The organism is Rheinheimera texasensis DSM 17496 (assembly GCF_000711985.1).
Lineage (GTDB): Bacteria > Pseudomonadota > Gammaproteobacteria > Enterobacterales > Alteromonadaceae > Pararheinheimera > Pararheinheimera texasensis.
The window spans coordinates 72,426-98,265 of the sequence record NZ_KL544006.1 but is presented as its reverse complement, the minus strand read 5'-3'; the positions used below and the strand labels follow the sequence as shown (position 1 = coordinate 98,265).

Below are 25,840 nucleotides of genomic sequence, written 5' to 3'. Positions count from 1 at the left end.
AACAAAAGGGCGGTAAACCGCCCTTGTTGTGCTTATTGCAGGCTGTCGACCAGCGCGATGGCGGCACCGATATAATTATCTGGCCGCAGCTGTTTCAGTTCAGCTTTGGCAGCATCCGGCAGTGCCAGATTGTCGATAAAGACGGCCAAATCTGCCGGCGAAATCCGCTTGCCACGGGTCAATTCTTTCAGTTTTTCATATGGCTTTTCAATGCCATAACGGCGCATCACGGTTTGCACTGGCTCAGCCAGTAATTCCCAGTTCTGGTCCAGCTCAGTCAACAGATTCACTTCATTGACTTCAAGTTTGCTGATGCCTTTGAGCGTAGCGTGATAAGCAATTAAGGTGTAACCAAAACCGACGCCTAAGTTACGCAGTACGGTCGAATCCGTCAGGTCACGCTGCCAGCGCGACACTGGCAGTTTGCTTGCCAGATGCTGGAAAATGGCGTTGGCGACACCGAGGTTGCCTTCGGAATTTTCGAAATCAATCGGATTGACTTTATGTGGCATCGTCGATGAGCCGATTTCACCAGCGATAGTACGCTGCTTGAAATGGCCCAGTGCAATATAACCCCAGACGTCACGGTCAAAGTCGATCAGAATCGTGTTAAACCGCGCTACCGCATCAAACAGCTCGGCGATGTAATCATGCGGTTCAATTTGCGTGGTGAACGGGTTCCACGTCAGGCCCAGGCTGGTGACAAACTGCTCAGAGATTTGGTGCCAGTCTAAAGTCGGGTAGGCTGATAAATGCGCATTGTAGTTGCCGACAGCGCCGTTAAATTTACCGAGCATTTCAACCGCAGCCACCTGATTGCGCTGGCGCTGTAAGCGGATATAGACGTTGGCCATTTCTTTGCCAAGCGTGGTCGGCGATGCTGGCTGGCCATGGGTGCGGGCCATCATTGGAATGGTTTTGTACTGCACCGCGAGCGCTTTGATGGATGCCAGCAACTGGTCCATCAGTGGCAACAGCACCTGATCGCGCGCCGTTGTTAACATCAGGCCGTGAGATAAGTTATTGATATCTTCGGAAGTACAGGCGAAATGGATAAATTCGCTGATGGCGGCTAATTCAGCGTTGCCGGCCACTTTTTCTTTCAGCAGATATTCCACCGCTTTGACGTCATGGTTGGTGGTGCGCTCAATTTCTTTCACGCGCTCGGCATCGGCCAGGCTGAAATTGTCGACAATTGAGTTCAGCAAGGCATTGGCGCTGGCAGACAATGCCGGCACTTCGTTGATTCCAGCGATGGTCGCCATCTGCTGCAACCAGCGCACTTCAACGGTGACGCGGAATTTAATCAGGCCGAATTCACTGAAAATGTCCCGCAGTTCTGTAGTGCGGCTGCCGTAACGCCCGTCCACCGGAGAGATGGCGGTTAATGCGTTGAGTTCCATGACGACTCCCTTAAGCTAATTGTTGTAAAACCTGCTGAGTTTCGCGCAGCAAAGCTTTGCGCTGAAACAGAAAATGATAACGACGGCCACCGGCCTGACGCCACAGCACCGCCGAGCGCACTGCGGCCAATAACAGGGCACGGATTTTTTGCTGCACCGCGCTTTGTTTTAATTGCTCAGGCACGCCGGCGATCTGAATGCGGTTACCCAGTGGACTGATATGTTCGACATAAATATCGGCAATGCTGGCGATGATATTGTCATCAGTAACCTGAAAATGCTGCAGCTGTTGCTGCAGTCGTTCGATACGTTTACCGACGGCGCCTAAGCTGTCTTTTGACTTATTCAGCAAACGTTCCAGCACCAGCACCGCCATCACATAACGGGTCAGTTCCAGATCTTTACGTGGCTGATCGCCGAGCTGCGCCGCCAGAATATGGTAACCGCCGGCCAGATTCGTCAGTTTGCCGCCATAGATATCGACTGCTTCAGCCGGACTTTGCTCGGCAATACTTTGCAACAGAGTTTGCAGCACGCCGGATTCCAGTGCTTCACCACGGGCAATTTGCTGTACTGCGCGCACAGCCAGACAAATCGCGGACAGTGCCAGCACTTGCGTAGAAATTGATTGATTCATCACTGTAAAGCCTCATCAATGATGCCGCCGCCAAGGCAGATTTCATTCAGGTAAAACACCGCGGACTGGCCCGGCGTCACCGCTTTTTGCGGTTCATCAAACAGCACTTCCAGCCGGTCCGCACCGAGGCGGCGTAAGGTGCAGGGAATATCCTGCTGGCGGTAACGGGTTTTGACGGTGCAGCGCAGCGTTTCAGACGGGCCTTGCCGGTCGACCCAATGCAGTTGAGTTGCTGTCAGGCCTTTGGAGAGCAGACTAGGGTGGTCGTGACCCTGTGCCACAATCAGCTGATTGTTAATTAAATCTTTACTGACCACATACCAGGGCTCTTCGCCACCGTCTTTGGTGCCGCCAATACCAAGGCCTTTGCGCTGACCAAGGGTGTGATACATCAGGCCTTCGTGGCGGCCAATTTTTTCACCATCAACGGTGATGATGTCGCCTGGCTGTGCCGGCAGGTATTTTTGCAGGAAATCTTTAAATTTACGCTCGCCGATAAAACAAATGCCGGTGGAATCTTTTTTGTTGTGCGTGATCAGGCCCTGTTGTTCGGCGATGGCGCGAACAGCTGGTTTTTCCAGATGACCGACCGGGAACAGCGTCTGGGCAACGTGTTGTTCGCCGATGGTGTAGAGGAAATAACTCTGGTCTTTGTTGGTATCGAGGCCGCGCAGTAACTGCCAGTGGCCATCCACTTCGCGGCGCTGCACATAATGGCCGGTTGCGATATAGTCGGCGCCAAGCGCTTCGGCAGCAAATTCAAGGAAAGCTTTAAACTTAATTTCCTTGTTACACATGATGTCCGGATTGGGCGTGCGGCCGGCTTTGTATTCGGCGAGGAAATACTCAAACACATTGTCCCAGTATTCGGCGGCAAAGTTGACTTTGTGCAGCTTGATGCCGAGGGTGTCGCACACTTGCTGCGCGTCTTTTAAATCTTCTGCTGCAGCGCAGTATTCGTCATTATCATCTTCTTCCCAGTTCTTCATAAACAGGCCTTCGACCTGATAGCCCTGCTGGATTAACAAGTAGGCTGAGACTGAGGAATCAACGCCGCCGGACATGCCGACAATGACTTTTTTGCTGCTGTTTTCTGACATAACCTGCGCTTTGTGGAAAAAATGAGGCGCGGATTATAGCATCATTTCATGGCCAACACAGCCCGTGCGCAGCATGCAAAAGCTCAGTGCGGATCTGTCATTGGCTGCAAGGCATGAAGCGGCAAGCGGATGCCTTGTTGGTAAGCGTCGATCGCTGCAGTCACTAGCTTGCTGCGCACCGGCAATGCTGCCTCTGCCAGTTCATCGACGCTGAACCAGTGCAGCGCCAGGATATCCGGGTCCTGTGGCGCATAGCGGGTTGGTAATGAGACCGGTTCAAAAATAAAATTCACCCGATAATAAAAATGACCGTTGGCGGCACGTAACTGCGAGATGCCAAGCCAGCCAGTCGGCGTTAATTCCAGGCCGGTTTCTTCGCGCAGCTCCCGGCGCATCGCATCAACTAAGTCTTCGCCGTGCTCAACGTGGCCAGCCGGCTGGTTCAGTACCAAAGCGCCGCTGTGTTTGTCGCGCTCTTCCACCAATAAATAACGCTGCTGATAACAGACCACCGCGGCCACTGTCAGATGTAAAGTTGAACGATCCGGCACCGGATGCCTCCTGTAGACTTTTATTTGTTATACGGATTCTGCACAGGTCAGTCCAGAAAAGGTTTTGCCGTGCGCTTGAAAAGCGTACACTGAGACGCCATTGCCTGAATTCTGCAGCAGCCGCTGTAGCAACAGGGTTGGTCGCTGCGGGCACTTCTGCTGCGCGGCCTGTTGCTGATACACTGTGACTGATGTTTCGGACCCATTTTAATATTTACCGGTGTTTCGCTGCGATGTACCGCTGGATGTACGTTGTGGTTGGGATAACGGTGCTTGTCGAAAGCTAGCCAGGACCTGATATGACCACTGAAATTTCTAAAATCATCTACACCAAAACCGACGAAGCGCCAGCGCTTGCTACTTATTCTTTTCTGCCGATAGTCCAGACTTTTGCCAAAGCCGCTGATGTAGTGGTGGAGACTCGCGACATTTCGCTGGCAGGCCGCATTATTGCAGTATTCCCTGAATTCTTAAAACCTGAACAGCAACAATCCGATGCGCTGGCAGAATTAGGCGAATTGGCGACCAAACCTGAAGCCAATATCATTAAATTGCCTAACATCAGTGCTTCAGTCCCGCAATTAAAAGCGGCCATTAAAGAACTGCAGGCGCAGGGTTATGCACTGCCGGATTATCCGGAAGAAGCGCAAACCGAACAGGAAAAAGACATCAAAGCGCGTTACGACAAAATCAAAGGCAGTGCGGTAAACCCGGTACTGCGGGAAGGCAACTCTGACCGTCGTGCACCATTGTCAGTCAAGCAATACGCGCGGAAAAACCCGCATTCAATGGGCGCCTGGTCAAAAGATTCCAAATCCCATGTTGCACACATGACACACGGTGATTTCTATGGCAGCGAGCAATCGGTGACTGTCGCCGCTGCCGGCCCGGTAAAAATCCAGCTGGTGCAAGCTGATGGTACTGTCAAGATACTGAAAGAAAAGACCAATCTGTCTGCCGGTGAAATTATTGATGCCGCAGTATTAAGTAAAGCGGCTTTGCGTGATTTCCTGGCTGCTGAAATTGCAGATGCTAAAGCTAAAGGTGTGCTGTTCTCCGTGCACCTGAAAGCCACCATGATGAAAGTGTCTGATCCAATTATGTTCGGCCATGTCGTCACTGTGTTCTTCAAGTCAGTGTTTGATAAACACGCGGCCTTGTTTGCCAAACTGGGTGTCGATGTTAACAACGGTCTGGGTGATTTACTGGCGAAGATCCAGCAATTGCCAGAAGCACAGCGTGCTGAAGTCGAAGCTGATCTGCAGGCTGCTTATGCCGCGCAGCCAGGTGTTGCGATGGTCAACTCAGACAAAGGCATCACCAATCTGCACGTACCAAGCGATGTGATTATCGATGCTTCTATGCCTGCTGCAATTCGCAGTTCTGGTCAGATGTGGAATGCTGCCGGTAAGCTGCAGGACACCAAATTTGTCATTCCGGACCGTTGCTACGCCGGTGTTTATCAGGAAACTATTAATTTCTGCAGAGAAAACGGCGCTTTTGACCCACGCACTATGGGCTCGGTACCAAACGTCGGTCTGATGGCGCAAAAAGCCGAAGAGTATGGTTCACATGACAAAACCTTTGAAATCCCAGCCGCTGGCACTGTGCAGGTATTGGATGCTGCCGGTACTGTGCTGATGAGCCATGTGGTGGAAGCCGGTGATATCTGGCGCATGTGTCAAACTAAAGATGCGCCAATTCAGGATTGGGTAAAACTTGCGGTTAGCCGTGCGCGCTTATCGAATACTCCGGCAGTATTCTGGCTGGATGCCAAACGTGCCCACGATGCGCAGGTGATTGCCAAAGTTGAAACTTATCTGAAAAACCACGACACCACTGGCCTGGATATTCAGATCATGTCACCGGAAGCGGCGACCCGTTTCAGTCTGGAGCGGATCAAGCAGGGTCTGGACACTATTTCAGTGACCGGCAACGTGCTGCGTGATTATCTGACCGACTTGTTCCCAATTCTCGAGCTGGGTACCAGCGCCAAGATGCTGTCGATTGTGCCACTGATGAACGGTGGTGGTTTATTCGAAACCGGCGCCGGTGGTTCTGCGCCTAAGCACGTCGAACAGTTTGTCGAAGAGAATCACTTACGCTGGGACTCGCTGGGTGAATTCCTGGCACTCGCCGCATCGCTGGAGCATTTAAGCCAGGTGTCCGGCAATGCCCGCGCGCAAGTACTGGCCGAAACTCTGGATGCAGCGACAGCCAAGTTCCTCGACAACGACAAATCGCCTACGCGTAAACTGGGCCAGCTGGATAACCGCGGCAGCCATTTCTATCTGGCGCTGTATTGGGCTCAGGCTGTGGCAGCACAAAGTAAAGACGCTGCGCTGGCCGCTCGTTTTGCACCACTTGCGAAAACTTTAAGTGAGCAGGAAGCGGCTATTGTGGCCGAATTGAACACAGTGCAGGGTAAAGCAGTGGACATCGGCGGCTATTACCGTCCGGATGATGCCAAAGCGAGCGCTGCGCTGCGGCCAAGCGCTTTGTTTAATGCGGCTTTAGCGGCTGTTTAAGCTGTTTTATGACTTGATGCAAAGGCACCTGCGGGTGCCTTTTTCTATGCGGCGAACTCAACTGGCGAAATGGCTCAGCGATCCAGCTGAAAAATAAGTGGCCATCAATGAAAAGGCAGCATTTGAAAGATTTTTAGCATGTTGCAGAAAAACAAAAACGGCCGTGATATCGGGGGTATCACTGACCGCTTTGACAGGCATTTCGCCTGGAACCGCACCCTTGGAGTCTGACGCCCTGCATCGTCAGCAGTTGGGTGGGTTTATTCAGGTTTTTCACCTTCTGGCAGTGCAATATTCACTGCGTGCAGGCCTTTTGGCCCTTCTGACAGTTCAAACGTTACGTCCTGACCCGCTTTGAGAGTCCGGTACCCATCCATGCTGATGGTGGAGTAGTGGGCGAAAATGTCTTCGTCACGACCCTCTTCACGGATAAAGCCAAAACCTTTGGCGTTGTTGAACCATTTTACTTTACCGGTAGCCATACTACTTACTTCCTTCTCTTCGTTAGCTAAAATCTGTATTCTAGGTCCAGAGCATTTGCTGTGCGCAAAGCTCCAAAAAATACTGTAGATAAATTGTCCAACTAGTCAAGTTTTTTAGAAAAGTACGACCACTTGAAATACGGCAGAATCAACACAACATCCTTTGATGGAAGCAACAGGCGTGACTATAGTCTATGAGCAACACTAAATTTGGTGACGGACAATCCGAAGGGCTGGCGGAACTGATACGACAGAAAGTCGAACCTCCGCCGATGTATAAAGTGGTGCTGCACAATGATGATTACACCCCGATGGATTTTGTTATTGATGTGCTGACCCGGTTTTTTAATATGCAGTACGAAAAAGCCAGCGAAGTGATGTTACAGGTTCATTACGAAGGTAAAGCGGTCTGCGGTGTGTTCACTGCAGGAATTGCCGAAACCAAAGTTCAGCAGGTCAGTGAATATGCCAGAGAACATGAACATCCGTTACTTTGCACTATGGAGCGTGCCTGACAGCAGTCTCTCAGCTTTTTATAACTCAGGTGGATTGGGAGTTGTCTTATGTTAAATAAAGATCTTGAGTTAACGCTGAACCTGGCGTTTCGCTTTGCCAGAGAGCGCCGCCACGAATATATGACCGTCGAGCATCTGCTGCTCGCACTACTGGATAATCCGGCCGCCGGCGATGCATTAAAATCCTGCGGTGCCAATATTGAACGCCTGCGCCTTGAGCTGGCGAATTTTATCGATTCCACCACGCCACTGATCCCGGATGGCGATTTAGAACGTGATACCCAACCAACACTTGGGTTTCAGCGAGTTTTACAACGTGCTGTTTTTCACGTGCAATCCTCTGGCAAGTCTGAAGTTACCGGGGCTAATGTGCTGGTCGCTATTTTCAGTGAGCAGGAATCACAAGCCGTTTATCTGTTGAAAAAGACTGACATTAGCCGGCTGGATATCGTCAATTTCATCTCTCATGGCGTGATTAAGTCTGAAAAGCTTGATCAGTCAGACGAGCAGCAGCAGGATGAAAACGGCGAAATCACTGTCGAAGACAATAAATACCTGGAAAATTTCACCGCCAATCTGAATGTCTTGGCCAAAAATGGCCAAATTGACCCGCTGGTGGGTCGTGATCTGGAACTGGAACGCACCATACAGGTGTTGTGCCGTCGCAAGAAAAATAATCCGTTGCTGGTTGGCGAAGCCGGGGTTGGTAAAACTGCAATTGCCGAAGGGTTGGCCTTCCGTATTGTGCAGAATCAGGTTCCGGAAGTTATCGCCAACGCCACTATTTATTCGCTCGACATGGGCGCTTTGCTGGCAGGCACCAAGTATCGCGGTGATTTTGAAAAACGGCTGAAGTCGTTATTAAAAGAAATTGAACGCGAAAAAGACGCCATTTTATTTATCGATGAAATCCATACGGTCATAGGTGCCGGTGCTGCCAGCGGCGGCGTGATGGATGCCTCAAATCTGATCAAACCATTACTGTCCAGTGGTCGCCTGCGGTGTATCGGCTCGACCACTTATCAGGAATTTAAAAGTATCTTTGAAAAAGATACTGCGCTGGTCCGGCGTTTCCAAAAAATTGATATCACAGAGCCCAGCGTTGATGACACCACGCAAATCCTGCTGGGGCTGAAAGAACGCTATGAGCAGCATCACGGCGTGCGTTATACGCAAAAAGCGCTGCGTGCTGCCGCAGAGCTGTCGGCGAAATATATTAATGAACGGCATTTGCCGGATAAAGCCATTGATGTGATCGACGAAGCTGGCGCCAGTCAGCGTATGTTACCGGCGTCAAAGCGCAAGAAAGTAATCAATGTACCGGAAATCGAGCATATCATTGCCAAAATGGCGCGCATTCCGGAAAAATCGGTGTCCGCATCAGACAAAGATGTGTTGGCCAATCTGGATCGCAATCTGAAATTGGTGGTGTTTGGTCAGGATGCACCGATTGAAGCCCTGACTTCTGCCATCCGGTTATCGCGTTCAGGCTTAGGCAATGAAGAAAAACCCATTGGTAGTTTTCTGTTTGCCGGTCCGACCGGTGTCGGCAAAACCGAAGTTACTAAACAGCTGGCCCGCATTATGGGCGTCGAGCTGCTGCGTTTTGACATGTCAGAGTATATGGAACGGCATGCGGTCAGCCGTCTGATTGGCGCGCCGCCGGGTTATGTCGGTTTTGAACAGGGTGGCCTGCTCACAGATGCGGTGTCCAAACATCCGTATTCTGTAGTGTTGCTCGATGAAATCGAAAAAGCTCACAGTGATATCTACAATATTTTGTTGCAGGTCATGGACCATGGCACTTTAACTGACAACAATGGTCGCAAAATTGATTTTCGCAATGTTGTGCTGGTAATGACTACCAATGCCGGCGTGCAGGAAACCGTGCGCAAAACCATCGGCTTTAAGCAGCAGGACCACAGTCATGATGCGCTGGCGGAAATCAACCGGACTTTCAGTCCTGAATTCCGCAACCGCCTGGATGGCATTATCTGGTTCCAGCATTTAAGCCGTGACATTATTCTGCAAATCGTCGACAAGTTTGTCTGTGATCTACAGGTGCAGCTGGACAAAAAACAGGTGCAGTTGGAACTCAGTCCGACCGCGCGGCAGTGGCTGGCGGATAAAGGGTACGACCAGGCGATGGGCGCGCGGCCGATGGGGCGCGTGGTGCAGGAACAGCTGAAAAAACCTTTGGCCAACGAAATTTTGTTTGGCCGACTGAGCCAGGGTGGCGAAGTGCGCATTGATCTGCAAGGTGATGAGCTGTCGTTTGATTATCATGAAGATGAGGTACCGGCCTGATCGCCGGTACGCGCATAAAACAAAACCCGGGAAACCGGGTTTTGTTTTTACTGGATGCTTGGAGCCTGGCTGCGATTAGCGCTGACGGAAAACAATCCGGCCCTTGGTTAAATCATAAGGCGTCAGTTCAACCGTCACTTTGTCACCGGTCAGGATACGGATATAGTTTTTGCGCATTTTGCCTGAAATATGCGCAATCACCACGTGGCCGTTTTCGAGTTCGACTTTGAACATGGTATTTGGCAATGTATCAAGGATGGTGCCTTGCATTTCAATCACGTCTTCTTTCGCCATTCAGCGTACGAGCCCCTTCGGATTTAATTTTAAACAGAAAAAAACAGCGCAGATTTTGCCTAAAAGCCGGCGATAAGTAAAGCGACAAGCCGTTATTTAGCAAAATGATTGCCATTGGTCGAGGATCAGCCGTTGTTGCGGCCGAAATTGGCTCTTATAACGCATTTTCTCCGACTCGCTGACCAGATAACCCAGGTAGAAATAGGGGAGTTGTTGCTGAGTGCACAATTCAGTACCTGCCAGTACCGCAAGAATTCCCAGCGCCAGTTTGTGGTCAGGCTGATAAAAACTGTAAACCGCTGACAAGCCCTGCGGTAAATGGTCCAGCACCAGCACGCCAACCAGCTGGTCGTCCACATACTGTTCGAGCGTAGTGACCTGCAGCCAGCTGCAACTGAGCAACTGTTGCAGATGTTCTGGCTCGGGCGGGTACATGACGCCATCGGCATGGCGCTTACTGATATAGGCCTGATAAAGCGGAAAGTAATTTTGCTGCAGTGGTTGCTGTTGCCAGCGCCAGTGCCAGTTCAGCTGATGGGCCTGCTGTTGTAACCGCCGCTGACTGCGGCTCAGCTGTAAAGTACTGACATCGAGCCTTACTGCCTGACAGGCCTGACATTGCAGGCAATAGGGCCGGTACAGCTGTTCACCGCTACGGCGAAAATTATGGTCCGTCAACCATTGGTACACTTCGGCGGAGAGCGGTTGCTCCGGCAGGCTAAAAAGCAACCGTTCTTGCTGGTCCGGCAGGTAACTACAGGGATGAAGCGGACTGACGCCTAATAAGAATTTGTCACTCATCGGTTTTTAATCAGGGCGGGTAACGGACCTGCTTGCCATAAATCTGCAGGCACAGGTAAGGCTGCTAAAGCTTGCAGCAGTTGCAGGTAATCGGGTCTTGGCATTTTTTGCGCGCCACATTGCAGTAAAAATGGATTAGGCAACTGGCAGTCGATCCAGCCGAGGTCAAAACTCTGCAGGTATTGTTGTAACTGCACTAAGGCAAGCTTGGCAGCATTCGGCACACGGTTAAACATCGACTCACCGCAAAATAAACGGCCAATCTGCAGGCCGTAGAGGCCGCCGACTAATTGGTCTTGCTGCCAGACTTCAATACTGTGTGCGATCCCTTGTTGATGCAGCTGATGGTAAGCCGCGCGAATGTCGGCGCTAATCCAGGTGCCTGGTTGATTGGGCCTCGGTGCTGCGCAGCCGGCGACCACTTCAGCAAAGGCCAAATCACAGCTGAAATGATATTGGTGTTTTTGCCAATCTTTGCACAAACTACGACCCGCTTTGAGACTGCCGGGCGCAAACACCGCCCGGATTGCCGGAGACCACCATAACAGCGGGTCGTCTTCGCTGAACCAGGGAAAAATACCCTGATGATAAGCTGCAGTTAACCGCTGAGGCGATAAATCACCGCCAAATGCCAGTAATCCATCTGGTTCGGACAGCGCCGAGGCCGGCGCCGGGAACCAGTCTGGATCTGTGCTCAGTTCAGGTAACCACAGCACAGTCACAGCGTTTATTTGTCCAGCGCGTCGAGGTAACGCTCGGCATCTAACGCAGCCATACAACCTGTACCGGCTGAGGTGATCGCCTGACGGTAAATGTGATCGCTGACATCGCCAGCGGCAAAAACGCCCGGAATACTGGTTTGGGTGGCATTGCCATGTAAACCGCTTTGTACGACCAGGTAACCACCGTTCATATCCAGCTGACCTGCGAAAATATCCGTATTTGGTTTATGACCAATGGCAATAAATACGCCCTGTAAATCAATTTGCTCGTCAGCCTGACCTGCAGTTGATGACAGCCGGACACCGGTAACGCCGGCATCATCACCTAATACTTCAGCAAGTTCGCGGTGGGTGTGCAATACGATGTTGCCGGATGCCACTTTGGCATTTAAACGGTCGACCAGAATTTTTTCGGCTTTAAAGCTGTCACGCCGGTGGATCAAATGCACCTCGGATGCGATGTTTGAGAGGTACAAAGCCTCTTCAACAGCAGTATTACCACCGCCCACCACGGCAACTTTTTGATTGCGGAAAAAGAAGCCATCGCAGGTCGCACAGGCCGATACACCACGGCCACTGAATTTGGTTTCAGACTCCAAGCCCAGGTACTTGGCTGAAGCGCCTGTGGCGATGATAAGCGCGTCACAGCTGTATTGACCATTGTCGCCTGTCAGCAGAAATGGCCGTTGTTGCAGATTAACGGTGTGGATATGGTCAAACACAATCTCAGTGTTAAAAGTTTCGGCATGCTCACGCATGCGCTCCATCAGCGCCGGGCCAGTCAGACCGTGCGGGTCACCTGGCCAGTTTTCGACTTCAGTCGTCGTGGTTAATTGTCCGCCTTGCTGCATGCCGGTTAACAAAACTGGCTTGAGGTTGGCGCGGGCAGCGTAAACAGCGGCGGTGTAGCCGGCTGGGCCTGAACCCAGAATAAGCAGGCGGCTGTGTTTTGGATTTGACATGAATTTCCCCGGAAATGCTCTACAGAAATAAGCGTTGTCTGTACGTGGGGCCGATTCTATTGGATTGCAACCCGAACGCAAAGTCGGGTACTAAAATTATTTCTGCCGCAATGTAAAGTCGGCGGTGCTGTGCTAATTTAGCCACAAACAGACTGCGTGAATTGCAGCACACGTCAACACGCATTTCCTGCGCGGAGGTTTACCTGAAACTGTTGGTTTTCCTGATGTTCATTTGGTTATGGTTGCCCTTTGCGCAGGCCAATGACGCTTTTTTCAAACGGATTGGTGTCGATGACGGTTTGCCAAATGCAACTATTTACAGCGTGTCACAAGATTCCGACGGCTTTATCTGGTTGAGTTCAACCAATTCAGGGTTACTGCGTTACGACGGCTATCAGTTTGCTGAATTTCAGGTGCTGACCGCAGAAGAGCAAAATACTTTGGGGTCGCAGGACGTTGGCAGCCTGCTGATTGACCGCAAACAAAACATTTGGGCAGGGACCTGGGGTTATGGCCTCAGCCGGATTGATGCAAAAACCGGTGAACTACGCCGGTTTAAAACTGATGCCGGAGATGTAAACAGCCTGGCCAGTATGCAGGTTCAGGTGTTGTTTGAAGACAAACAACAAAATATCTGGATCGGCACCACGGGCGGCCTGAACCGGATGAGCGCTGACGGACAATGGCAACGCTTACAGTTTTCTGATCGTCAGCTGGCTCATAACCGGATTTGGAGCCTGAGTCAGACTCAGGATAACACCCTGTGGATTGGCACCTCGGCTGGTTTGCATGCCTGGCGGGAAGACAGTGGTTTGTCAGAAGTGCTATTGCCATTCCCGCAAGGCAGCGGCCGTGATAACGAGATCCGCGCTTTGTTCAGCAGCGGCGACAAACTCTGGGTTGGCACGCGGCAGGGGTTGTTTGTGTTAGATCCGGCCACTCGCAGTTTCCGGCAGGCAGAGTTTTTCACTGGGCGCCATACACCAATCATCAACGTCATCTCCGCCGATCAAAATGGCATGCTGCTGGTTGGCTCTTATAATGGCTTGTTCCGCGTCCATCCGCAGTTGCAGCAGTTTGTGAAGTTCCGCGAGCAGGAGTCATTGTTACCAACAGTCAATATCCGCTCTTTGTTTCTCGACCGCACCGGCGTACTTTGGCTGGGATCACGGGAAAATGGTCTGTATTACACCCGGCATAGTAAGTCGGCTTTTGCATCCTTACATGAACTGGCGCCACATACCAATCCTGCACAGTTCCGTTTCACGGTCACTGCAGTATTCGCAGACCCTGAATCGATTTGGTTAGGCAGCGCTGAGCATCTGCATCGGTTTGTCCGGCGCACCGGTGCGATGACCAGTTTTTTAACCGGTGGCAGGGTCAATGCGATCCGGCGCGATCCGTCCGGTCAAATTTACACCGCTACGGATGTGGGTTTGTTTAAAGTGACGCCGGATATGAAAAAGTTGCTGCCTGTGGCTGAGCCATTTCAGCAAAACCCACAGGTCGCAGCCAATATCCGTGATTTGAGTATTCAGTCCGATGGTAGTTTCTGGATTGGCCTTTGGGGCGATGGTGTGATCCATTGGGACCCGGTGCAGCAAGTTTCAACGACCTATCTGCAGCCCGAGATCCGGCATAAAACCGGGGATGCTGTGCAAGCGATGCTGGTGGATGATGATTATACCTGGGTCGGCACCCGATACTCCGGTGTGTTTCGCATCAGGCACGGCAGTGGTGAAGTCGAGCATTTCAGTCAGGCTGATTCAAATGGGCTGGAACTGCCCAGTCAGGATGTGCAGTGTCTGGAAAAGGGCCCAGCCGGCAGCTTGCTGATTTGTACCCAACTGGGTTTAGTGTTGTACGACGTGCAGCAAGACAGCCAGTATTTGCTGGACGTCCGCAGCGGTTTACCCAGTAGTAATATTATTGGCGCCTATGCCGATCAGCAGCAAAATATCTGGTTATTGTCGGCCAAAGGCCTGAGCCTGAAACACAGTGACAGTCAGCGCTTAATCACATTTACAAAGCAAGACGGGATGGTCGCGACAGAACAGGTGTTTAAGTCGTTTTTTGACGACCAGCAAGGTACGTTTTACATCGGCTCCATCGATGGTTTGACTGTGATGGAGCCGGCCTTGATTTGGATTAACCAGATTGAACCCAAAGTGGCCGTATCACGCATTCTGGTAAACAACACGCCGCTGCCGCTGCAGGCAAACACAGCCCGTTGGGCAGAAATTGTACTAAAACCGACTGATACCAGTCTGGAGTTTGAGTTTGCCAGCCTGGACTTTCATGATCCCTCGCGTAACCAATATCAATACAAACTAACTGGTTTTGATCCGGACTGGATTTTGCAGCCGGGCCGGCGCAGTGCCTATTATTCAAATCTGCCGGCCGGTGAGTATGAGTTGGAATTAAAAGGCTCCAATAACCATGGTTTGTATAATCAAGTGCCGGAACGTGTCCGTGTCCGTGTATTGCCGGCCTGGTGGCAGCAAAGCTCTGTACAGGTGTTGGGCTTTATCCTGACCATGTTGTTGATCCTGACTTTTCACCAATATCGGTTACGCCATATTCAGCAGATCAATAAACTGCTGCAGAACTCGGTCCAGGAAAGAGCCAAAGCACAGTTAATTCTGGAAACCAAAGTGACAGAGCGGACCCGGGCACTGGAAGAGAGCTCAATGACCTTGTCTTTGCGTACCCGTCAGCTGGAAAAGAGCCTGACTGAAATTGCCAAAGCCAACAAAGAGCTGAAGCGGCTGGATAAACTTAAAGATGAGTTTATTTCCACTGTTTCGCACGAACTGCGAACCCCATTAACGTCAATTCGCGGCGCCATAGGCCTAGTGGCGCAGAATGTAGTGCCTTTGGGCTCAGATGCCTACCGCCAGCTGGTGGAGACCGCATTACAAAACTGCGAGCGGCTGTCGCAGCTGATTAACGATTTACTGGATGTACAAAAATTTGAAGCAGGTAAATTTGCGCTACAGCTGAAGCCGGTTGAGCTCAACGAATTATGCCGCCAGGCGGTTGACGGTATTCAAAGTTATGCGCTGCGCTATCAGGTGACTGTCGAGTTGCTCCTGCCGGCAGACCCGGCCGTGCTGACTCAGGCGGATCCTCTGCGCCTGCGTCAGGTGCTGGATAATCTGTTGTCAAATGCAGTGAAGTTTTCTGCGCCGCAACAGTCGGTGGTCCTGCGTCTGGTGACTCAGTCCGAAGCGATCCGTCTGGAGGTGATTGATCAGGGGCAGGGCATCCCGGAACAATTTAAGTCGCGGATTTTTGAAAAGTTTTCGCAGGCCGATGCGTCAGACAGCCGCTCAAAAGAAGGCACCGGGCTGGGGCTGACCATTTGTAAGCGTATTATTGAAAGCCACGGCGGCCAAATTGGCTTCGACAGCACTGAGCATGTCGGCACCACATTCTGGATCCGTTTAAACCGTCTATCGAACGTGTTGCCGCTGGAGTCTGCCTGATATTACTTTGCGATGCACTGCAAGGCTCAAACCAGCCAGACTTATAATACATAGCGATAGACTGACCAAAAGTGACAAGCACTGCCGGCCATGACAAAACAGTGCCAAATCAGGTGATGAAAGCGCAGACGGTGCCACAGGTAAAACACCACACCGCCTGAGTAACACAGGCCACCGGCCAGCAACCACCACAAGCCACCTGATGGGACGTGTTCAAGCATCGGCTGTGCGGCGATGACCACCAGCCAGCCCATTACCAGATATAACATCAGGCTGAGTTTTTTAAATTTCAGATGGGCGATGAATTCCAACGCGACGCCAAGCAGGGCTATACCCCAGATCACCAAAACCAGATAAAAACCCCAGCTGTCTTTGAGGCTAATCAGTGTAAAGGGCGTGTAGGTTCCAGCGATTAGCAGATAGATTGCACTGTGGTCCAGTTTGCGCCAAAAAGCTTTTTGGCGGGCGTCGGTACAGGCGTGATACAGCGCCGAGCAGCTGTACAACAAAATCAGACTGGTACCAAATGCGATAACAGCGCCGAGAGTCGCCGGGGCCTCTGCCGGCACCAGCTGCAACATCAGCCACAGCCCAATCACGCTTAGCAACGCACCTGTGGCATGGCTGAGTGCATGGAAGAACTCGTCATGCCCCTGATATCTTAAGTCCATCGAAATCATTCTTATTCAGTATCTGGTCTGCTCAGTTTACCACAGTTCTGCTATGTCACGACAAGCCGGCGGATTGCTCCTGCAGCCAAAACGGTTACAATGCGCGGCAAAAGGAGAACATCTATGCCGTTATTGCTGGTGCTGGGCTATGTCTGGCCAGAACCAAATTCTTCTGCCGCCGGCTGGCGCATGGTGAGTTTGTTGCAGTTGTTCCAGCGTCAGGGCTGGCAGGTGGTGTTTGCCAGTGCTGCCGACAAATCACCACATCGGCTTGATTTAAACCAGTTCGGCATCGAAGAAGTCACCATTGCGCTGAACTGTGACAGTTTCGCCGAGCAGCTGCAGCAATGGCAGCCGGCGGCTGTGCTGTTTGACCGCTTTATGCTCGAAGAGCAGTTTGGCTGGTGGGTCGATGAGATTTGTCCACAAGCGCTGAAACTGCTCGACAGCGAGGATCTGCATTGTTTACGGGCGGCCCGTCAGCAGGCGTTTAATGAACAGCGCGAGGTAGATCACGCCGATTTGACTGGTGAACTGGCGCTCAGAGAAATCGCCGCCATTCATCGTTGTGACCTGACCCTGACTATCTCCCGCGCTGAGCTGCAGCTGCTGACTAATGTTTATCAGGTACCGGCTGCGCAGTTACTGTATTGCCCGTTTTTTATCGAAAACTGTCAGGTGGATACCAGCACCGGGTTTAGTGAACGCCAGCATTTCAGTTTTATTGGTAATTTTCGCCACGAACCCAACTGGCAGGCGGTTCTGCGCTTAAAACAGCTGTGGCCGCAACTGCGCAAACAGCTGCCGCAGGCAGAATTACATATCTATGGTGCTTATCCACCGCCTAAAGCTACGCAGTTACATGCGCCCAAACAGGGCTTTTATATCAAAGGCTGGGCGGCAAATGCGGCTGATGCCTTTGTGAACTACCGGGTTTGTCTGGCGCCGCTGAGTTTTGGCGCGGGCTTAAAAGGCAAGGTTATCGATGCGATGCGTTTTGGCACGCCGGTGGTTACGACAGAGATCGGCGCTGAAGGCATCAGCCATCAAGCAGATTTTCTCGACTTCCCCGGTATTGTAGCCATCGACGATCAAGCGCTGATTGACGCGGCGGTGGCGTTATATCAGGACTCTTCGCTGTGGCTCAAGGCCCGGCATAAAGCCGCTGCCTGTCTTGAGCAATTTGATGCGGCGCTCCTGATGCCGCAGGTCTGGCAGCAACTGAGCGCCGTGCAACAACAGCTGGCGCAACACCGTCAGCAAAGTTTTACCGGTCGCATGTTAAAGTATCATCATCATCGCAGTACCAAATTTATGGCGCAGTGGATTAACGCAAAAAACAAACTGGCCGCGTTACAACCAAAGGAGTCTTCAGATGGCGCATCGTGACGAGCTGCTGCAGTTAATGAATAGCAAATTAGAGTCAAGCAGGGTGCGTGATTATTGCCCAAACGGTTTGCAGGTTGAAGGCAAGGCCAAGGTCCGGAAAATTCTGACCGGAGTTACCGCATCTCAGGCTTTGCTGGACCGGGCTGTGGCCGAGCAAGCTGACGCAATTCTGGTGCACCATGGCTATTTCTGGAAAAACGAGGCCAGCGAAATTACCGGTATGAAAAAACGCCGGCTGCAGACCTTGTTACAGCATGATATCAACTTGTTCGCCTATCACTTGCCGCTGGATATTCATCCGGACCTGGGCAATAACGCGCAGCTCGGCGCCTTATTAGGTTTTGGTGATATCAGTGCCTTAGCTAGTGTCGAACCCATCGGTGTGGTGCGGCAAACGCAGCTGAGCGCTGCAGTACAGCTCACTGACATGGTGGCGTTATTGCAGCAAAAACTGGAGCGGTCAGTATTTGTCCATGACGCTGGCATCGGCGAGATCCGTCATATTGCCTGGTGTACCGGCGGTGGTCAGGGCTACATTGATGCGGCCGCAGCGGCCGGTGCCCAGCTTTTTATCAGCGGTGAAGTGTCGGAACAGACCATCCACAGCGCCAATGAGCTGGGCATTCATTTTATCGCGGCCGGCCATCATGCAACGGAGCGATATGGTGTCAAAGCGCTGGGTGAGTGGCTGGCAACGCAGACGGATGTCGAGGTGGTGTTTGCCGATATCTATAATCCGGCTTGAGCAGGGACTAGCAAAGTGCTAACTGTCAGGACGCCTTGATAGCCTGAACCACTGCTCCAATAAGCCAGCGTATTCGTACCAGGCGTCGCCCAGGGTGTCTGTTGCTCTCAGCTGTGGCACCCAGACCGGCCATTGGCTGTCGGCATAGGAACGACGAATACGAAAATCAGTCGGAGCAGGGAGCGGAAAACGCTGCTGAGCGCCAAACCAGCGCATGGCCCGCGGCATATGCATCGCATTAGTGACCAACGCCATCGGCTCTCTGGCATCGATAGCCCGAACCAACAGCGCCACCTCACCCTCGGTGTCGGTAGCAGCAGGGTGCTGACGAATGGCCTGTGCCGGAACGCCCAGAGCCTGCAAAAATTGTTGTTCTAGTTCGGTGTGAGCAACCTGACTATCCGCGATGCTGCCGCTTAAATGAATGATAGCTGCAGGTTGGGCGTGCCATATCTGCGCGGCTTCGACCAAACGCGCGAGACTGCAGGGTTCAGGTTGACTGCTCAGCGGCAGAAAAGCCGCGTCAGAATGACGGCAGCCAAGTACTGCGATATGCTGCACCTGTTGTCCGGCAAAAGCCGGATAAGCGAATTCTAATGGTGTGGCCAGCCAGTCTGCCAGGGGGCGGCAGGTGATTAGGGCTAAAAACAACAGGGGTGTTGCCAGTAACCTGACTGAAACCTGCCGGCGGCGCCATGTCAACAGGGCACAGAACAAGCCAATCAGCATCAGTTGTACCATAGGTGTTAACAACAGTTTTATCAGCAGATCCATAGATTTATGACCAAAAAAAATCCAGCGAAGACCAAATCAGATCGCAATTTTGACAGCATCGCAGCTAAATTCCAGCAGAATATCTATAACACCACTAAAGGCCGGTTACGTCAGCTGGTGCTGCAGCGTGATTTGCTGGAACTGCCGCAGCTACAGCAGCCAGGGGGCCGGGTGTTAGATGTCGGCGGCGGTCAGGGTCAGCTGGCGTTGTGGCTGGCTGGTTTAGGGCATCAGGTGCTGTTGACCGACTTATCCGGCGAAATGCTGGCATTGGCGCAGCAGGCGGCCAAAGAGCAGCAGCTTAGTCTGCAAATTCAGCAGTGGTCGCTGCAACAGCTGGCAGAGCAACAGCAGAGCGCACCATTGGTGCTTTGTCATGCCGTGCTGGAATGGTTAGCAGAGCCAGCCGAAGCTATCCGCCAGTTGTATCAGCTGGTCGAGCCGGGCGGTGTGTTGAGTCTGATGTTCTATAACGTCGACGCCAAACGCTTTTCCAATATTGTGTATGGCAATTTTAACTATGTGCTGCGCGATTTGGCCTACAAGAAAAAAGTCAGCCTGAGCCCGCAAAACCCGCTGGACCCACGCGCTGTCGCCGACTGGTGTCAGCAGGCTGGTTTTATCCAGCTCAGTAAAACCGGCGTGCGTTGTTTCCATGACTATCTGCGTGACCGCTCTGAACAGGAAACTGAGTTTGATAAACTGCTGGAAGTGGAACTGCGTTACAACAGAACTGAGCCCTATGCCTCGTTAGGCCGGTATCAGCATTTACTCCTAAAAAAACCAGCATGAGGATGCAGAGGCCGCATAAGGCAGCCGTGGCGGTTTTGTCATCTTAATCAAATTCCATTTTATACAACAGGTCTACTGAGGTAGCGATGCCTTGCACCGCCTCCAGGTAAACCTGCTGCATCAGCCGGTAGCGCAGGGTAAATTCACCAAACTGACTGAAGATGCCTACGCCATATTTCACCTGCAATCGCGGCGACAAATAGCCACTGACCGTAACTTTGGATTTATCGCCGCTGCCGGCAGTATCGAGGCTCAGATCCGAGATGCCAAAGGCTTCACCAATAGCGCCGACCAGCTGGCCTGAGTTGGCAATGCCTATGCCAATCAGGCCGGTAGTCACAGCGCCATCGCCGGCACTGCTGCCGATATCCCGGCCCATCAGCAAATAAGCCAGTGCATTGGCCTGTGGTTTAGAGGGTTCACTGAACACTTCGATTAAGGGGCTGTCGGCCAGCCCATTGACGCGCAGACCGGCAATGACGTTATCTTCGGTTTTCTCCGGATTGCGGATAGCTTCAATTGCCAGCAACGGCTGAGTGGCCGGGCCATTAAAAGTCAGCCGGCCTTTACGTAGTTTTAGATCCTGACCATAAGCCCGGAAGCTGCCGTCTTTAAGCTGAACCTGGCCATGCAGCGTCGGCACCAGCCCCTGCTGGCGGACACGCAAATCGCCCTGCAGACGGGTTTTCAGGCCAAAAGCCGACAACCGCACCTGCTCGCCAATCTTCAGGCGGATATCAGAGCTCAAGGCCCAAGTGGACTTCGCGCTGGTGCTGCTGGTTTTACTCAGGATGACTTCATCGTCACTGACCCGCACCGCATCTTCCGGCAGACTGTTAAAGCGGATAGAGCCGGCCGGCACGTCAATAACGCCGGTGATTTGACCGGAATGCGGACTGGCAGTCATTTTCAGCTGTGGACTGACGGTGAGGTCGGCATCCATCAGTTGTAACTGCAGTTTGTCGCCTTTGACTTCCAGCTGGCTGAACCAAGCGTCCGGCGTCAGCCAGTTGGCATCACCGGTCACATTGAGCCGGCCTTCCGGCGTTTGCCAGTCGCTGTTGAGGCTGGCGGCAAAACCACGGAAGCTGGCGAGCAGGCTGGCTTTGGTCAGCTCAAGCGGCGCCTGCTGGCCGGTCAGCTGCAGCGCGTCCACCGCCAGATTGCCATAAATAGCCGGGTTAGTCAGGGCACCTTCTGCCCGCAGGTTAGTGCTGAGCAGGCCGTCAAACTTACTGAATTCATTAAACACCGGTTGCAGGAAGGCCAGCGATAACGGCGCCAGCTGCAGGTTGGCTTTCAGCTGCGGCGCTTTGGTATTGAGCTGACTGATCTCGACATTGGCAGCAATGGCACTGTCGCTGGCAAGTGTCGCCTGTAGTTGCGTGCTGAGTTGATAATTTTGCAGGCCACCTTTTAAGCTCAGGTCGTGCCAGGGCAGTTCCAGCACTGTGGTCAGCTGATGGCGCAGCAGCCCCTGATTACTGTTGAGGTCCCAGTTCAGTGCCGCTAACCGGCCTTGTTGCCAGTTCAGAACCAGCTGGCCACTGCCATCGCCGTCCATGCTGAATTTACCGGGCAGCAACGGGTCCAGACTGCTGAGCGGCAGTTGCTGCAGTGCTATCGCGAGCGCACCTTGTCTGGCACTTAACACCCTGGTTTTGCTCAGGCAAATCGATGCAGCGGCCTGCTGCAGGCAGGCGGCGCCAAGTTCTGCCTGTTGTTTGCCAACATCCAGCACCACTTGCCAGGGTTGCTGCAATTGCCAGTCGCCCATATCCGATTGCAGCCGCAGCTCCTGCACATCCGTCTGCCAGCGTTGTTTGTTCATGCCAGCCTGCATCGCCAGCACAGCTTTGAGCTGATGACTATCCAGTGTCAGGTGCGTTTGATGTGCGCTGACAGTGCCTTCTGACTGCCAGTCCAGCTGTTGCAGCTGCCAGCCAGGGGCCTGGCCATTTTTTAAGTTCAGACTGATCTGACTGGATTTTGAACCCAAGGCCGGCAACGAGGCGCTGGCCGTCAGCTCGGTCAGTGCGTAGTCATCCAGATAATTGACATTGTGGGCGTTCAGATTGAGCTGCACATCAGGCTGTTGTACATCACCGCGCAGCTGAACACTGCCATCGATTTGCCCTTCAGCCAGCGCCAGCGAATAAGAGAGGTCAGCGATATGCAGCTGCGCGTCCAGTGTCAGCTGCTCGGCGAGAGCGCCGTTCATTTGAAGCTGATTCGGGCCGTGCTTCAGGGTCAGGCCTGGCGTTTTTAGTTGCAGCAGACCAGTGACAGGTTGTTCAAGCGCCAGCTCGCCGGCCAAAGTAAGCGGCTGATTGCGCAGCTCACCATAAAAATTCAAGCCTTTTGCCAGCACTTGCCAATGCCGCTTGGTATCGGCGCTGAAATTGCCGCTGAGCTGCATTTCGCCATTAAGTTCACCCGGGTAATCTGCCCAATATAAACCTGGCTGCATACCATCGAGTTCGAGCTCAGCATTGAGATCAAGCGTTTTCAGGTTCAACTCACCGCTGACTTCAGCCGTGCCGTTTAAACTCTGCAACGCCAGCTGCTGCACAGTGATTTTGTTCGCTTGCTGACGGGCTTTGAGTTGCCAGTCTGCTTGCGGTAACTGTGAATGCTGGCTGGTGACCTGCAAGCTAAGTTGCTGTTGTTGCAAATCGCCATTGAATTCTGCCTGAATTTTTTGCAGCAAAAGCTGCTGCGGTGATGTTGCAGATGGCGCAGTGAGCGGCCAGCGCAGTTCATCCCCTTGCAAAGTAGCCTGAAAGGCTATATCCGGGCTGACTAAGTTAGCCTGAAGTTTTAACTGCAAGGGCCAAAGGCTTAGACTTTCGGCCTGTAATTGCCAGGCGGAAAGGAGCCCGGAACCGTTTAACTTCAGCTCGATAGGTTGGGGCAGGTCGGCGCTGCGTGCGCTGAGCTGAAGCTGTAGCAAAAGATTTTGGCTCTGCGGTTGCAGCGCCATCTCGCCCTGTAGCGTTAAGGCTGGCTGTTGCAGCTGCACCCGGGTGTCCCTCATTTGCCACTGGTCGGTTTGCAGGCTGAGATTAGTGCTGAGAGATTGCAGCGCCAGTAGTTGCTGCTTCCCTTGCCGGACATCGAGATCTGTCACTTGCAGTGTGTTCAGCACCAACTGGAACGGTAGCTGCAGTTTAAGCAGATCCGGCAGTGGATTTTCGCTGCTACCGGCGCTGGTTGCTGCGCTCAATTCGATAAGACTTTGCTTTAACGTCGGCTGTTGTAATGATAAAAGATCAGCGTTGAGTGCGACGCCGGTATGCAGGCTGGCGATGCGAACGCGCTGGCCAGGCAGTTGCAGCCGGATATCCTGCAAAATCAGTTGGTTGATCTGCAGGTCAAATGGCAATAGCGCTATGGTCTGCTGTTGTGCAGCTGTTTCAGCTGTTTCAGCTGTTGCCGTGGCTTCGGCTGGTACAACGTCCGTGGCTGCAGTGCTGTTTGCCTGTTGCACCACATTCAACCCTTGCAGTTGCAACAGGGGTAAACACAGTTGCTGACGCCACAGACAGGCTAACTCCAGCCGAATTTGTAGTTCAGACACTTTGACGTCAAGGCCCGGCTGCTGGTAACTCAGATCTCGCAGCGTGATGCCTTGCCAGATATCACCTTGCAGTTGTTGGATTTGTAACGCCGGCAGTAGTTGCGGTTGCAGTAGCCACAGCAATTGCAGGCCGGCGTTACTGCCAACCAAAGCCAGCGTCGATGCCAATAACAGCAGCGTACTCAGCAGACAAAGCCGCAGCCAGAGCCAAACCGAGCGGGGCTGACGTGGCGTTTTAGCGACGGCAGGTGAAACCTGTGCCTGATCCACTTCAGCTCCACTCATAATTCTGGCCCCAGCGTGAAATGCAGCCGAAAGCGGCCATTGGGTTCATGATCGAGGCCATAAGCAACATCCAGCCGGATCGGGCCCACTGGTGAAGCCCAACGTGCGCCGATACCGACACTGCGTTTCCATTCCGGGGTGTCGTTCCAGGCACTGCCGTAATCGGTAAACAGCGCCAGCCACCAATCGCCTTTAACGCGGTGTTGATATTCCAGATTCATTGTCGCCAGGTGCAGGCCGCCAATCAGCTCCTGTTTGGCATTTAATGGCGCAATAGTTTGATAGCCATAACCGCGCAAACTGCTGTCGCCGCCGGCAAAAAAGCGCAAGGTTGGCGGGATATTACTGATTTGTTCCTGCAAAATTGTGCCGGCATCGAGCCGCACCAGCCAACGCTTATCTGCACTGAAACTGCCGATCCAGCCGGCCCGGCCATAGAGCCGGATGAAATCTGTATCTGAGCCCCAGGCGGTATTGGCCGCTTCGACTGTTAACAGATAGTTGTCGGCATCCAGTGGCATACTGCCGCCAGAATCGCGATTTCGGTTAAATGTAATGCCGGGTAATACCAGATTGGCAGTGTCGCGTTGGTCGCCCTGCACATAATCTTCAAACAGCCAGCGCAGCGACAAGGTGCGTTGCCACTGATTGCTCAATAACCAATGCCGCTCACCTTTTAGGTTGTAGCTGGTACTGTCGGTGTTCAGCACATCGGTATTTTTATAGCCAAACGACAGCTGGTAGTAGTCATTGGCAACATCCCGCAGCGGAAACTTATAGGCCGTTTCCAGATTTTGCTCACGCTGTGATAACGCTAAATCAGCACTGAGGCTATGACCGCGATCATTGACCCACGGTTTAAACCAGTTGGTTTTAATTCTTGCGCCCACATCAGTCGCATAACCAATACCGGTTTCAACAGTGTTGCGGGTGGCCGGTTGCAGTTCGATGGTCAGCGGTAACAAACCGTCTTTGCGGTTATCCGGATCAGCGATGAGATCGACGCTGCCAAACCACAGCGTATTAGCCAGGTTCTGACTGAGCTTGGCCAGCAGCGCGGCAGAATAATAATCACCGGATTTAAACGGCAACAGGCTGCGCAGTCGGGCCTCACGGATTTGACCACCCTGAAAAGTGATGTCACCAAACCGATAACGTGGGCCACTTTCAAAGTGCAGATGCATTTTGCCACGCCGGTCGCCAGGCGTGACCACCAGTTCAGCCCGGCTGAATCTGGCATCAAAATAACCTTTGCGGTGTGACAGGTTCAGCAGCGCTTTTTTATAGGCTTCATAGTGGCCATGGTGCATACGGTCGCCTTGCTTGGGCGCTTTTTGCTGTTGCAGCGCCAGAAACTCGGGGTCACGAATGGCTTCACCAGTGATTTGTAAATCAGCCACATCAATAAACACCGAACGCCCCGCGATTATACGAGCTTTGAGCACATAATCGGCGCCGTCTGTGGCGTCCTCAAACACCACGCGCACCTGATAATAACCATGGCCGCGCAGCGCTTGTTTGATTTCATTGGCGACCCGATTTTTAAAGCGGGCAGATTTGTTGATTTGTGCTGGGGTAAACACCGACAGATATAACGCGATATTGTCTTTCCGCTCTTCGGTGGCGCCGGTAAATTCAATGCGGTTGGCGGCATATAGCGCATCAGGTTGGCACAGCAGTGCCAGTAAGAATGCAGCATAAACCAGCGGCCGGGCCCGAAATAAAGCAAAAGTAGGCAGGATCAGCACTCCATGTCTGCGGCGATTTTGTCAGTCTAGCTGGCAGCCGTTGAATTGCCTATTCAGATGCGACTG

The 25,840-nt window shown here is 52.5% G+C and carries 19 protein-coding genes and 1 pseudogene; 7 read left to right on the top strand and 13 right to left on the bottom strand.

The features are described 5' to 3' along the window. Positions 1-32 precede the first annotated feature (32 nt). The 4 genes and pseudogenes from purB to Q399_RS22535 form a co-directional block, all read right to left on the bottom strand. The gene (purB, locus tag Q399_RS0117490; RefSeq protein WP_031570774.1) at positions 33-1,403 is read right to left on the bottom strand and encodes an adenylosuccinate lyase; all 1,371 of its coding nucleotides are present in this window, start codon (positions 1,401-1,403) and stop codon (positions 33-35) included. Positions 1,404-1,413: 10 nt separating this feature from the next. Continuing rightward, complete coding sequence (gene hflD, locus Q399_RS0117485) at positions 1,414-2,040, bottom strand: high frequency lysogenization protein HflD (RefSeq protein WP_031570772.1); 627 nt, start codon at positions 2,038-2,040, stop codon at positions 1,414-1,416. Beyond that, on the bottom strand, positions 2,040-3,140 hold the full coding sequence (gene mnmA / locus Q399_RS0117480) for a tRNA 2-thiouridine(34) synthase MnmA (RefSeq protein WP_031570771.1): 1,101 nt from the start codon (positions 3,138-3,140) through the stop codon (positions 2,040-2,042). The genes hflD and mnmA overlap by 1 nt, the downstream gene beginning before the upstream one ends. A 242-nt stretch (positions 3,141-3,382) precedes the next feature. After that, positions 3,383-3,622 (bottom strand): annotated as a pseudogene (locus tag Q399_RS22535) (NUDIX domain-containing protein); the annotation flags it as partial. A 368-nt stretch (positions 3,623-3,990) separates the two neighbouring features. Here Q399_RS22535 and Q399_RS0117465 point away from each other — a divergent pair. Next, positions 3,991-6,219, top strand: a complete 2,229-nt coding sequence (locus tag Q399_RS0117465; RefSeq protein ID WP_031570769.1) for an NADP-dependent isocitrate dehydrogenase — start codon at positions 3,991-3,993, stop codon at positions 6,217-6,219. Positions 6,220-6,479: 260 nt separating this feature from the next. Here Q399_RS0117465 and cspD read toward each other — a convergent pair whose 3' ends face one another. After that, positions 6,480-6,701, bottom strand: a complete 222-nt coding sequence (gene cspD / locus Q399_RS0117455) for a cold shock domain-containing protein CspD (RefSeq protein ID WP_031570768.1) — start codon at positions 6,699-6,701, stop codon at positions 6,480-6,482. A 194-nt stretch (positions 6,702-6,895) separates the two neighbouring features. Here cspD and clpS point away from each other — a divergent pair, with 194 nt between their 5' ends. Then, a complete protein-coding gene (gene clpS / locus Q399_RS0117450) occupies positions 6,896-7,216 on the top strand; it encodes an ATP-dependent Clp protease adapter ClpS (protein ID WP_031570766.1) in 321 nt (106 codons plus the stop codon). 48 nt (positions 7,217-7,264) lie between these two features. Continuing rightward, positions 7,265-9,523: an ATP-dependent Clp protease ATP-binding subunit ClpA gene (gene clpA, locus Q399_RS0117445; RefSeq protein WP_031570765.1), complete on the top strand. Its 2,259-nt coding sequence runs from the start codon at positions 7,265-7,267 to the stop codon at positions 9,521-9,523. A gap of 75 nt (positions 9,524-9,598) precedes the next feature. Here the strand turns inward: clpA and infA are convergent, their stop codons facing one another. The 4 genes from infA to trxB all read right to left on the bottom strand — a co-directional run bounded on the left by infA (position 9,599) and on the right by trxB (position 12,302). Continuing rightward, positions 9,599-9,817: a translation initiation factor IF-1 gene (gene infA / locus Q399_RS0117440; RefSeq protein ID WP_008610216.1), complete on the bottom strand. Its 219-nt coding sequence runs from the start codon at positions 9,815-9,817 to the stop codon at positions 9,599-9,601. A 96-nt stretch (positions 9,818-9,913) separates the two neighbouring features. Beyond that, on the bottom strand, positions 9,914-10,618 hold the full coding sequence (locus Q399_RS0117435) for an arginyltransferase (RefSeq protein ID WP_031570758.1): 705 nt from the start codon (positions 10,616-10,618) through the stop codon (positions 9,914-9,916). Next, the gene (gene aat, locus Q399_RS0117430; RefSeq protein ID WP_245612922.1) at positions 10,615-11,340 is read right to left on the bottom strand and encodes a leucyl/phenylalanyl-tRNA--protein transferase; all 726 of its coding nucleotides are present in this window, start codon (positions 11,338-11,340) and stop codon (positions 10,615-10,617) included. Before aat ends, Q399_RS0117435 begins: the two co-directional genes overlap by 4 nt. A 5-nt stretch (positions 11,341-11,345) precedes the next feature. Further along, positions 11,346-12,302, bottom strand: a complete 957-nt coding sequence (trxB, locus tag Q399_RS0117425; protein WP_031570754.1) for a thioredoxin-disulfide reductase — start codon at positions 12,300-12,302, stop codon at positions 11,346-11,348. Between the two features lie 224 nt (positions 12,303-12,526). Between trxB and Q399_RS0117420 the strand changes: the two genes are divergently transcribed. After that, positions 12,527-15,790: a sensor histidine kinase gene (locus Q399_RS0117420; protein WP_031570753.1), complete on the top strand. Its 3,264-nt coding sequence runs from the start codon at positions 12,527-12,529 to the stop codon at positions 15,788-15,790. Positions 15,791-15,831: 41 nt separating this feature from the next. On the opposite strand, the gene trhA is transcribed toward Q399_RS0117420, so the two are convergent. Then, positions 15,832-16,461 (bottom strand): PAQR family membrane homeostasis protein TrhA, encoded by a 630-nt coding sequence (trhA, locus tag Q399_RS0117415; RefSeq protein ID WP_245612921.1) that lies wholly within the window; start codon positions 16,459-16,461, stop codon positions 15,832-15,834. Positions 16,462-16,584: 123 nt separating this feature from the next. Here trhA and Q399_RS0117410 point away from each other — a divergent pair, with 123 nt between their 5' ends. Both Q399_RS0117410 and Q399_RS0117405 read left to right on the top strand, forming a co-directional pair. Then, entirely contained in the window at positions 16,585-17,850 is a 1,266-nt protein-coding gene (locus Q399_RS0117410) for a glycosyltransferase (protein ID WP_031570751.1), read from the top strand. Further along, a complete protein-coding gene (locus tag Q399_RS0117405) occupies positions 17,837-18,595 on the top strand; it encodes a Nif3-like dinuclear metal center hexameric protein (RefSeq protein ID WP_031570750.1) in 759 nt (252 codons plus the stop codon). The genes Q399_RS0117410 and Q399_RS0117405 overlap by 14 nt, the downstream gene beginning before the upstream one ends. Before the next feature lie 18 nt (positions 18,596-18,613). Here the strand turns inward: Q399_RS0117405 and Q399_RS0117400 are convergent, their stop codons facing one another. Beyond that, positions 18,614-19,369 carry a YdcF family protein gene (locus Q399_RS0117400; protein WP_031570749.1) on the bottom strand — a complete coding sequence of 252 codons (756 nt, stop codon included), beginning with the start codon at positions 19,367-19,369 and terminating at the stop codon, positions 18,614-18,616. Positions 19,370-19,375: 6 nt separating this feature from the next. Between Q399_RS0117400 and Q399_RS0117395 the strand changes: the two genes are divergently transcribed. Continuing rightward, positions 19,376-20,161: a methyltransferase domain-containing protein gene (locus Q399_RS0117395; RefSeq protein WP_031570748.1), complete on the top strand. Its 786-nt coding sequence runs from the start codon at positions 19,376-19,378 to the stop codon at positions 20,159-20,161. Positions 20,162-20,204: 43 nt separating this feature from the next. On the opposite strand, the gene tamB is transcribed toward Q399_RS0117395, so the two are convergent. Continuing rightward, a complete protein-coding gene (gene tamB / locus Q399_RS0117390; RefSeq protein WP_031570747.1) occupies positions 20,205-24,026 on the bottom strand; it encodes an autotransporter assembly complex protein TamB in 3,822 nt (1,273 codons plus the stop codon). Beyond that, positions 24,023-25,774, bottom strand: a complete 1,752-nt coding sequence (gene tamA, locus Q399_RS0117385; RefSeq protein WP_106389008.1) for an autotransporter assembly complex protein TamA — start codon at positions 25,772-25,774, stop codon at positions 24,023-24,025. Before tamA ends, tamB begins: the two co-directional genes overlap by 4 nt. Positions 25,775-25,840: the final 66 nt, after the last annotated feature.

Excerpts from the sequence above, each read along its gene's own strand:
- purB (WP_031570774.1), bottom strand. The coding sequence starts at position 1,403 with ATGGAACTCAACGCATTAACCGCCATCTCTCCGGTGGACGGGCGTTAC.
- hflD (WP_031570772.1), bottom strand. The coding sequence starts at position 2,040 with ATGAATCAATCAATTTCTACGCAAGTGCTGGCACTGTCCGCGATTTGT.
- mnmA (WP_031570771.1), bottom strand. The coding sequence starts at position 3,140 with ATGTCAGAAAACAGCAGCAAAAAAGTCATTGTCGGCATGTCCGGCGGC.
- Q399_RS0117465 (WP_031570769.1), top strand. The coding sequence starts at position 3,991 with ATGACCACTGAAATTTCTAAAATCATCTACACCAAAACCGACGAAGCG.
- cspD (WP_031570768.1), bottom strand. The coding sequence starts at position 6,701 with ATGGCTACCGGTAAAGTAAAATGGTTCAACAACGCCAAAGGTTTTGGC.
- clpS (WP_031570766.1), top strand. The coding sequence starts at position 6,896 with ATGAGCAACACTAAATTTGGTGACGGACAATCCGAAGGGCTGGCGGAA.
- clpA (WP_031570765.1), top strand. The coding sequence starts at position 7,265 with ATGTTAAATAAAGATCTTGAGTTAACGCTGAACCTGGCGTTTCGCTTT.
- infA (WP_008610216.1), bottom strand. The coding sequence starts at position 9,817 with ATGGCGAAAGAAGACGTGATTGAAATGCAAGGCACCATCCTTGATACA.
- Q399_RS0117435 (WP_031570758.1), bottom strand. The coding sequence starts at position 10,618 with ATGAGTGACAAATTCTTATTAGGCGTCAGTCCGCTTCATCCCTGTAGT.
- trxB (WP_031570754.1), bottom strand. The coding sequence starts at position 12,302 with ATGTCAAATCCAAAACACAGCCGCCTGCTTATTCTGGGTTCAGGCCCA.
- Q399_RS0117420 (WP_031570753.1), top strand. The coding sequence starts at position 12,527 with ATGTTCATTTGGTTATGGTTGCCCTTTGCGCAGGCCAATGACGCTTTT.
- trhA (WP_245612921.1), bottom strand. The coding sequence starts at position 16,461 with ATGGACTTAAGATATCAGGGGCATGACGAGTTCTTCCATGCACTCAGC.
- Q399_RS0117410 (WP_031570751.1), top strand. The coding sequence starts at position 16,585 with ATGCCGTTATTGCTGGTGCTGGGCTATGTCTGGCCAGAACCAAATTCT.
- Q399_RS0117405 (WP_031570750.1), top strand. The coding sequence starts at position 17,837 with ATGGCGCATCGTGACGAGCTGCTGCAGTTAATGAATAGCAAATTAGAG.
- Q399_RS0117400 (WP_031570749.1), bottom strand. The coding sequence starts at position 19,369 with ATGGATCTGCTGATAAAACTGTTGTTAACACCTATGGTACAACTGATG.
- Q399_RS0117395 (WP_031570748.1), top strand. The coding sequence starts at position 19,376 with ATGACCAAAAAAAATCCAGCGAAGACCAAATCAGATCGCAATTTTGAC.
- tamB (WP_031570747.1), bottom strand. The coding sequence starts at position 24,026 with ATGAGTGGAGCTGAAGTGGATCAGGCACAGGTTTCACCTGCCGTCGCT.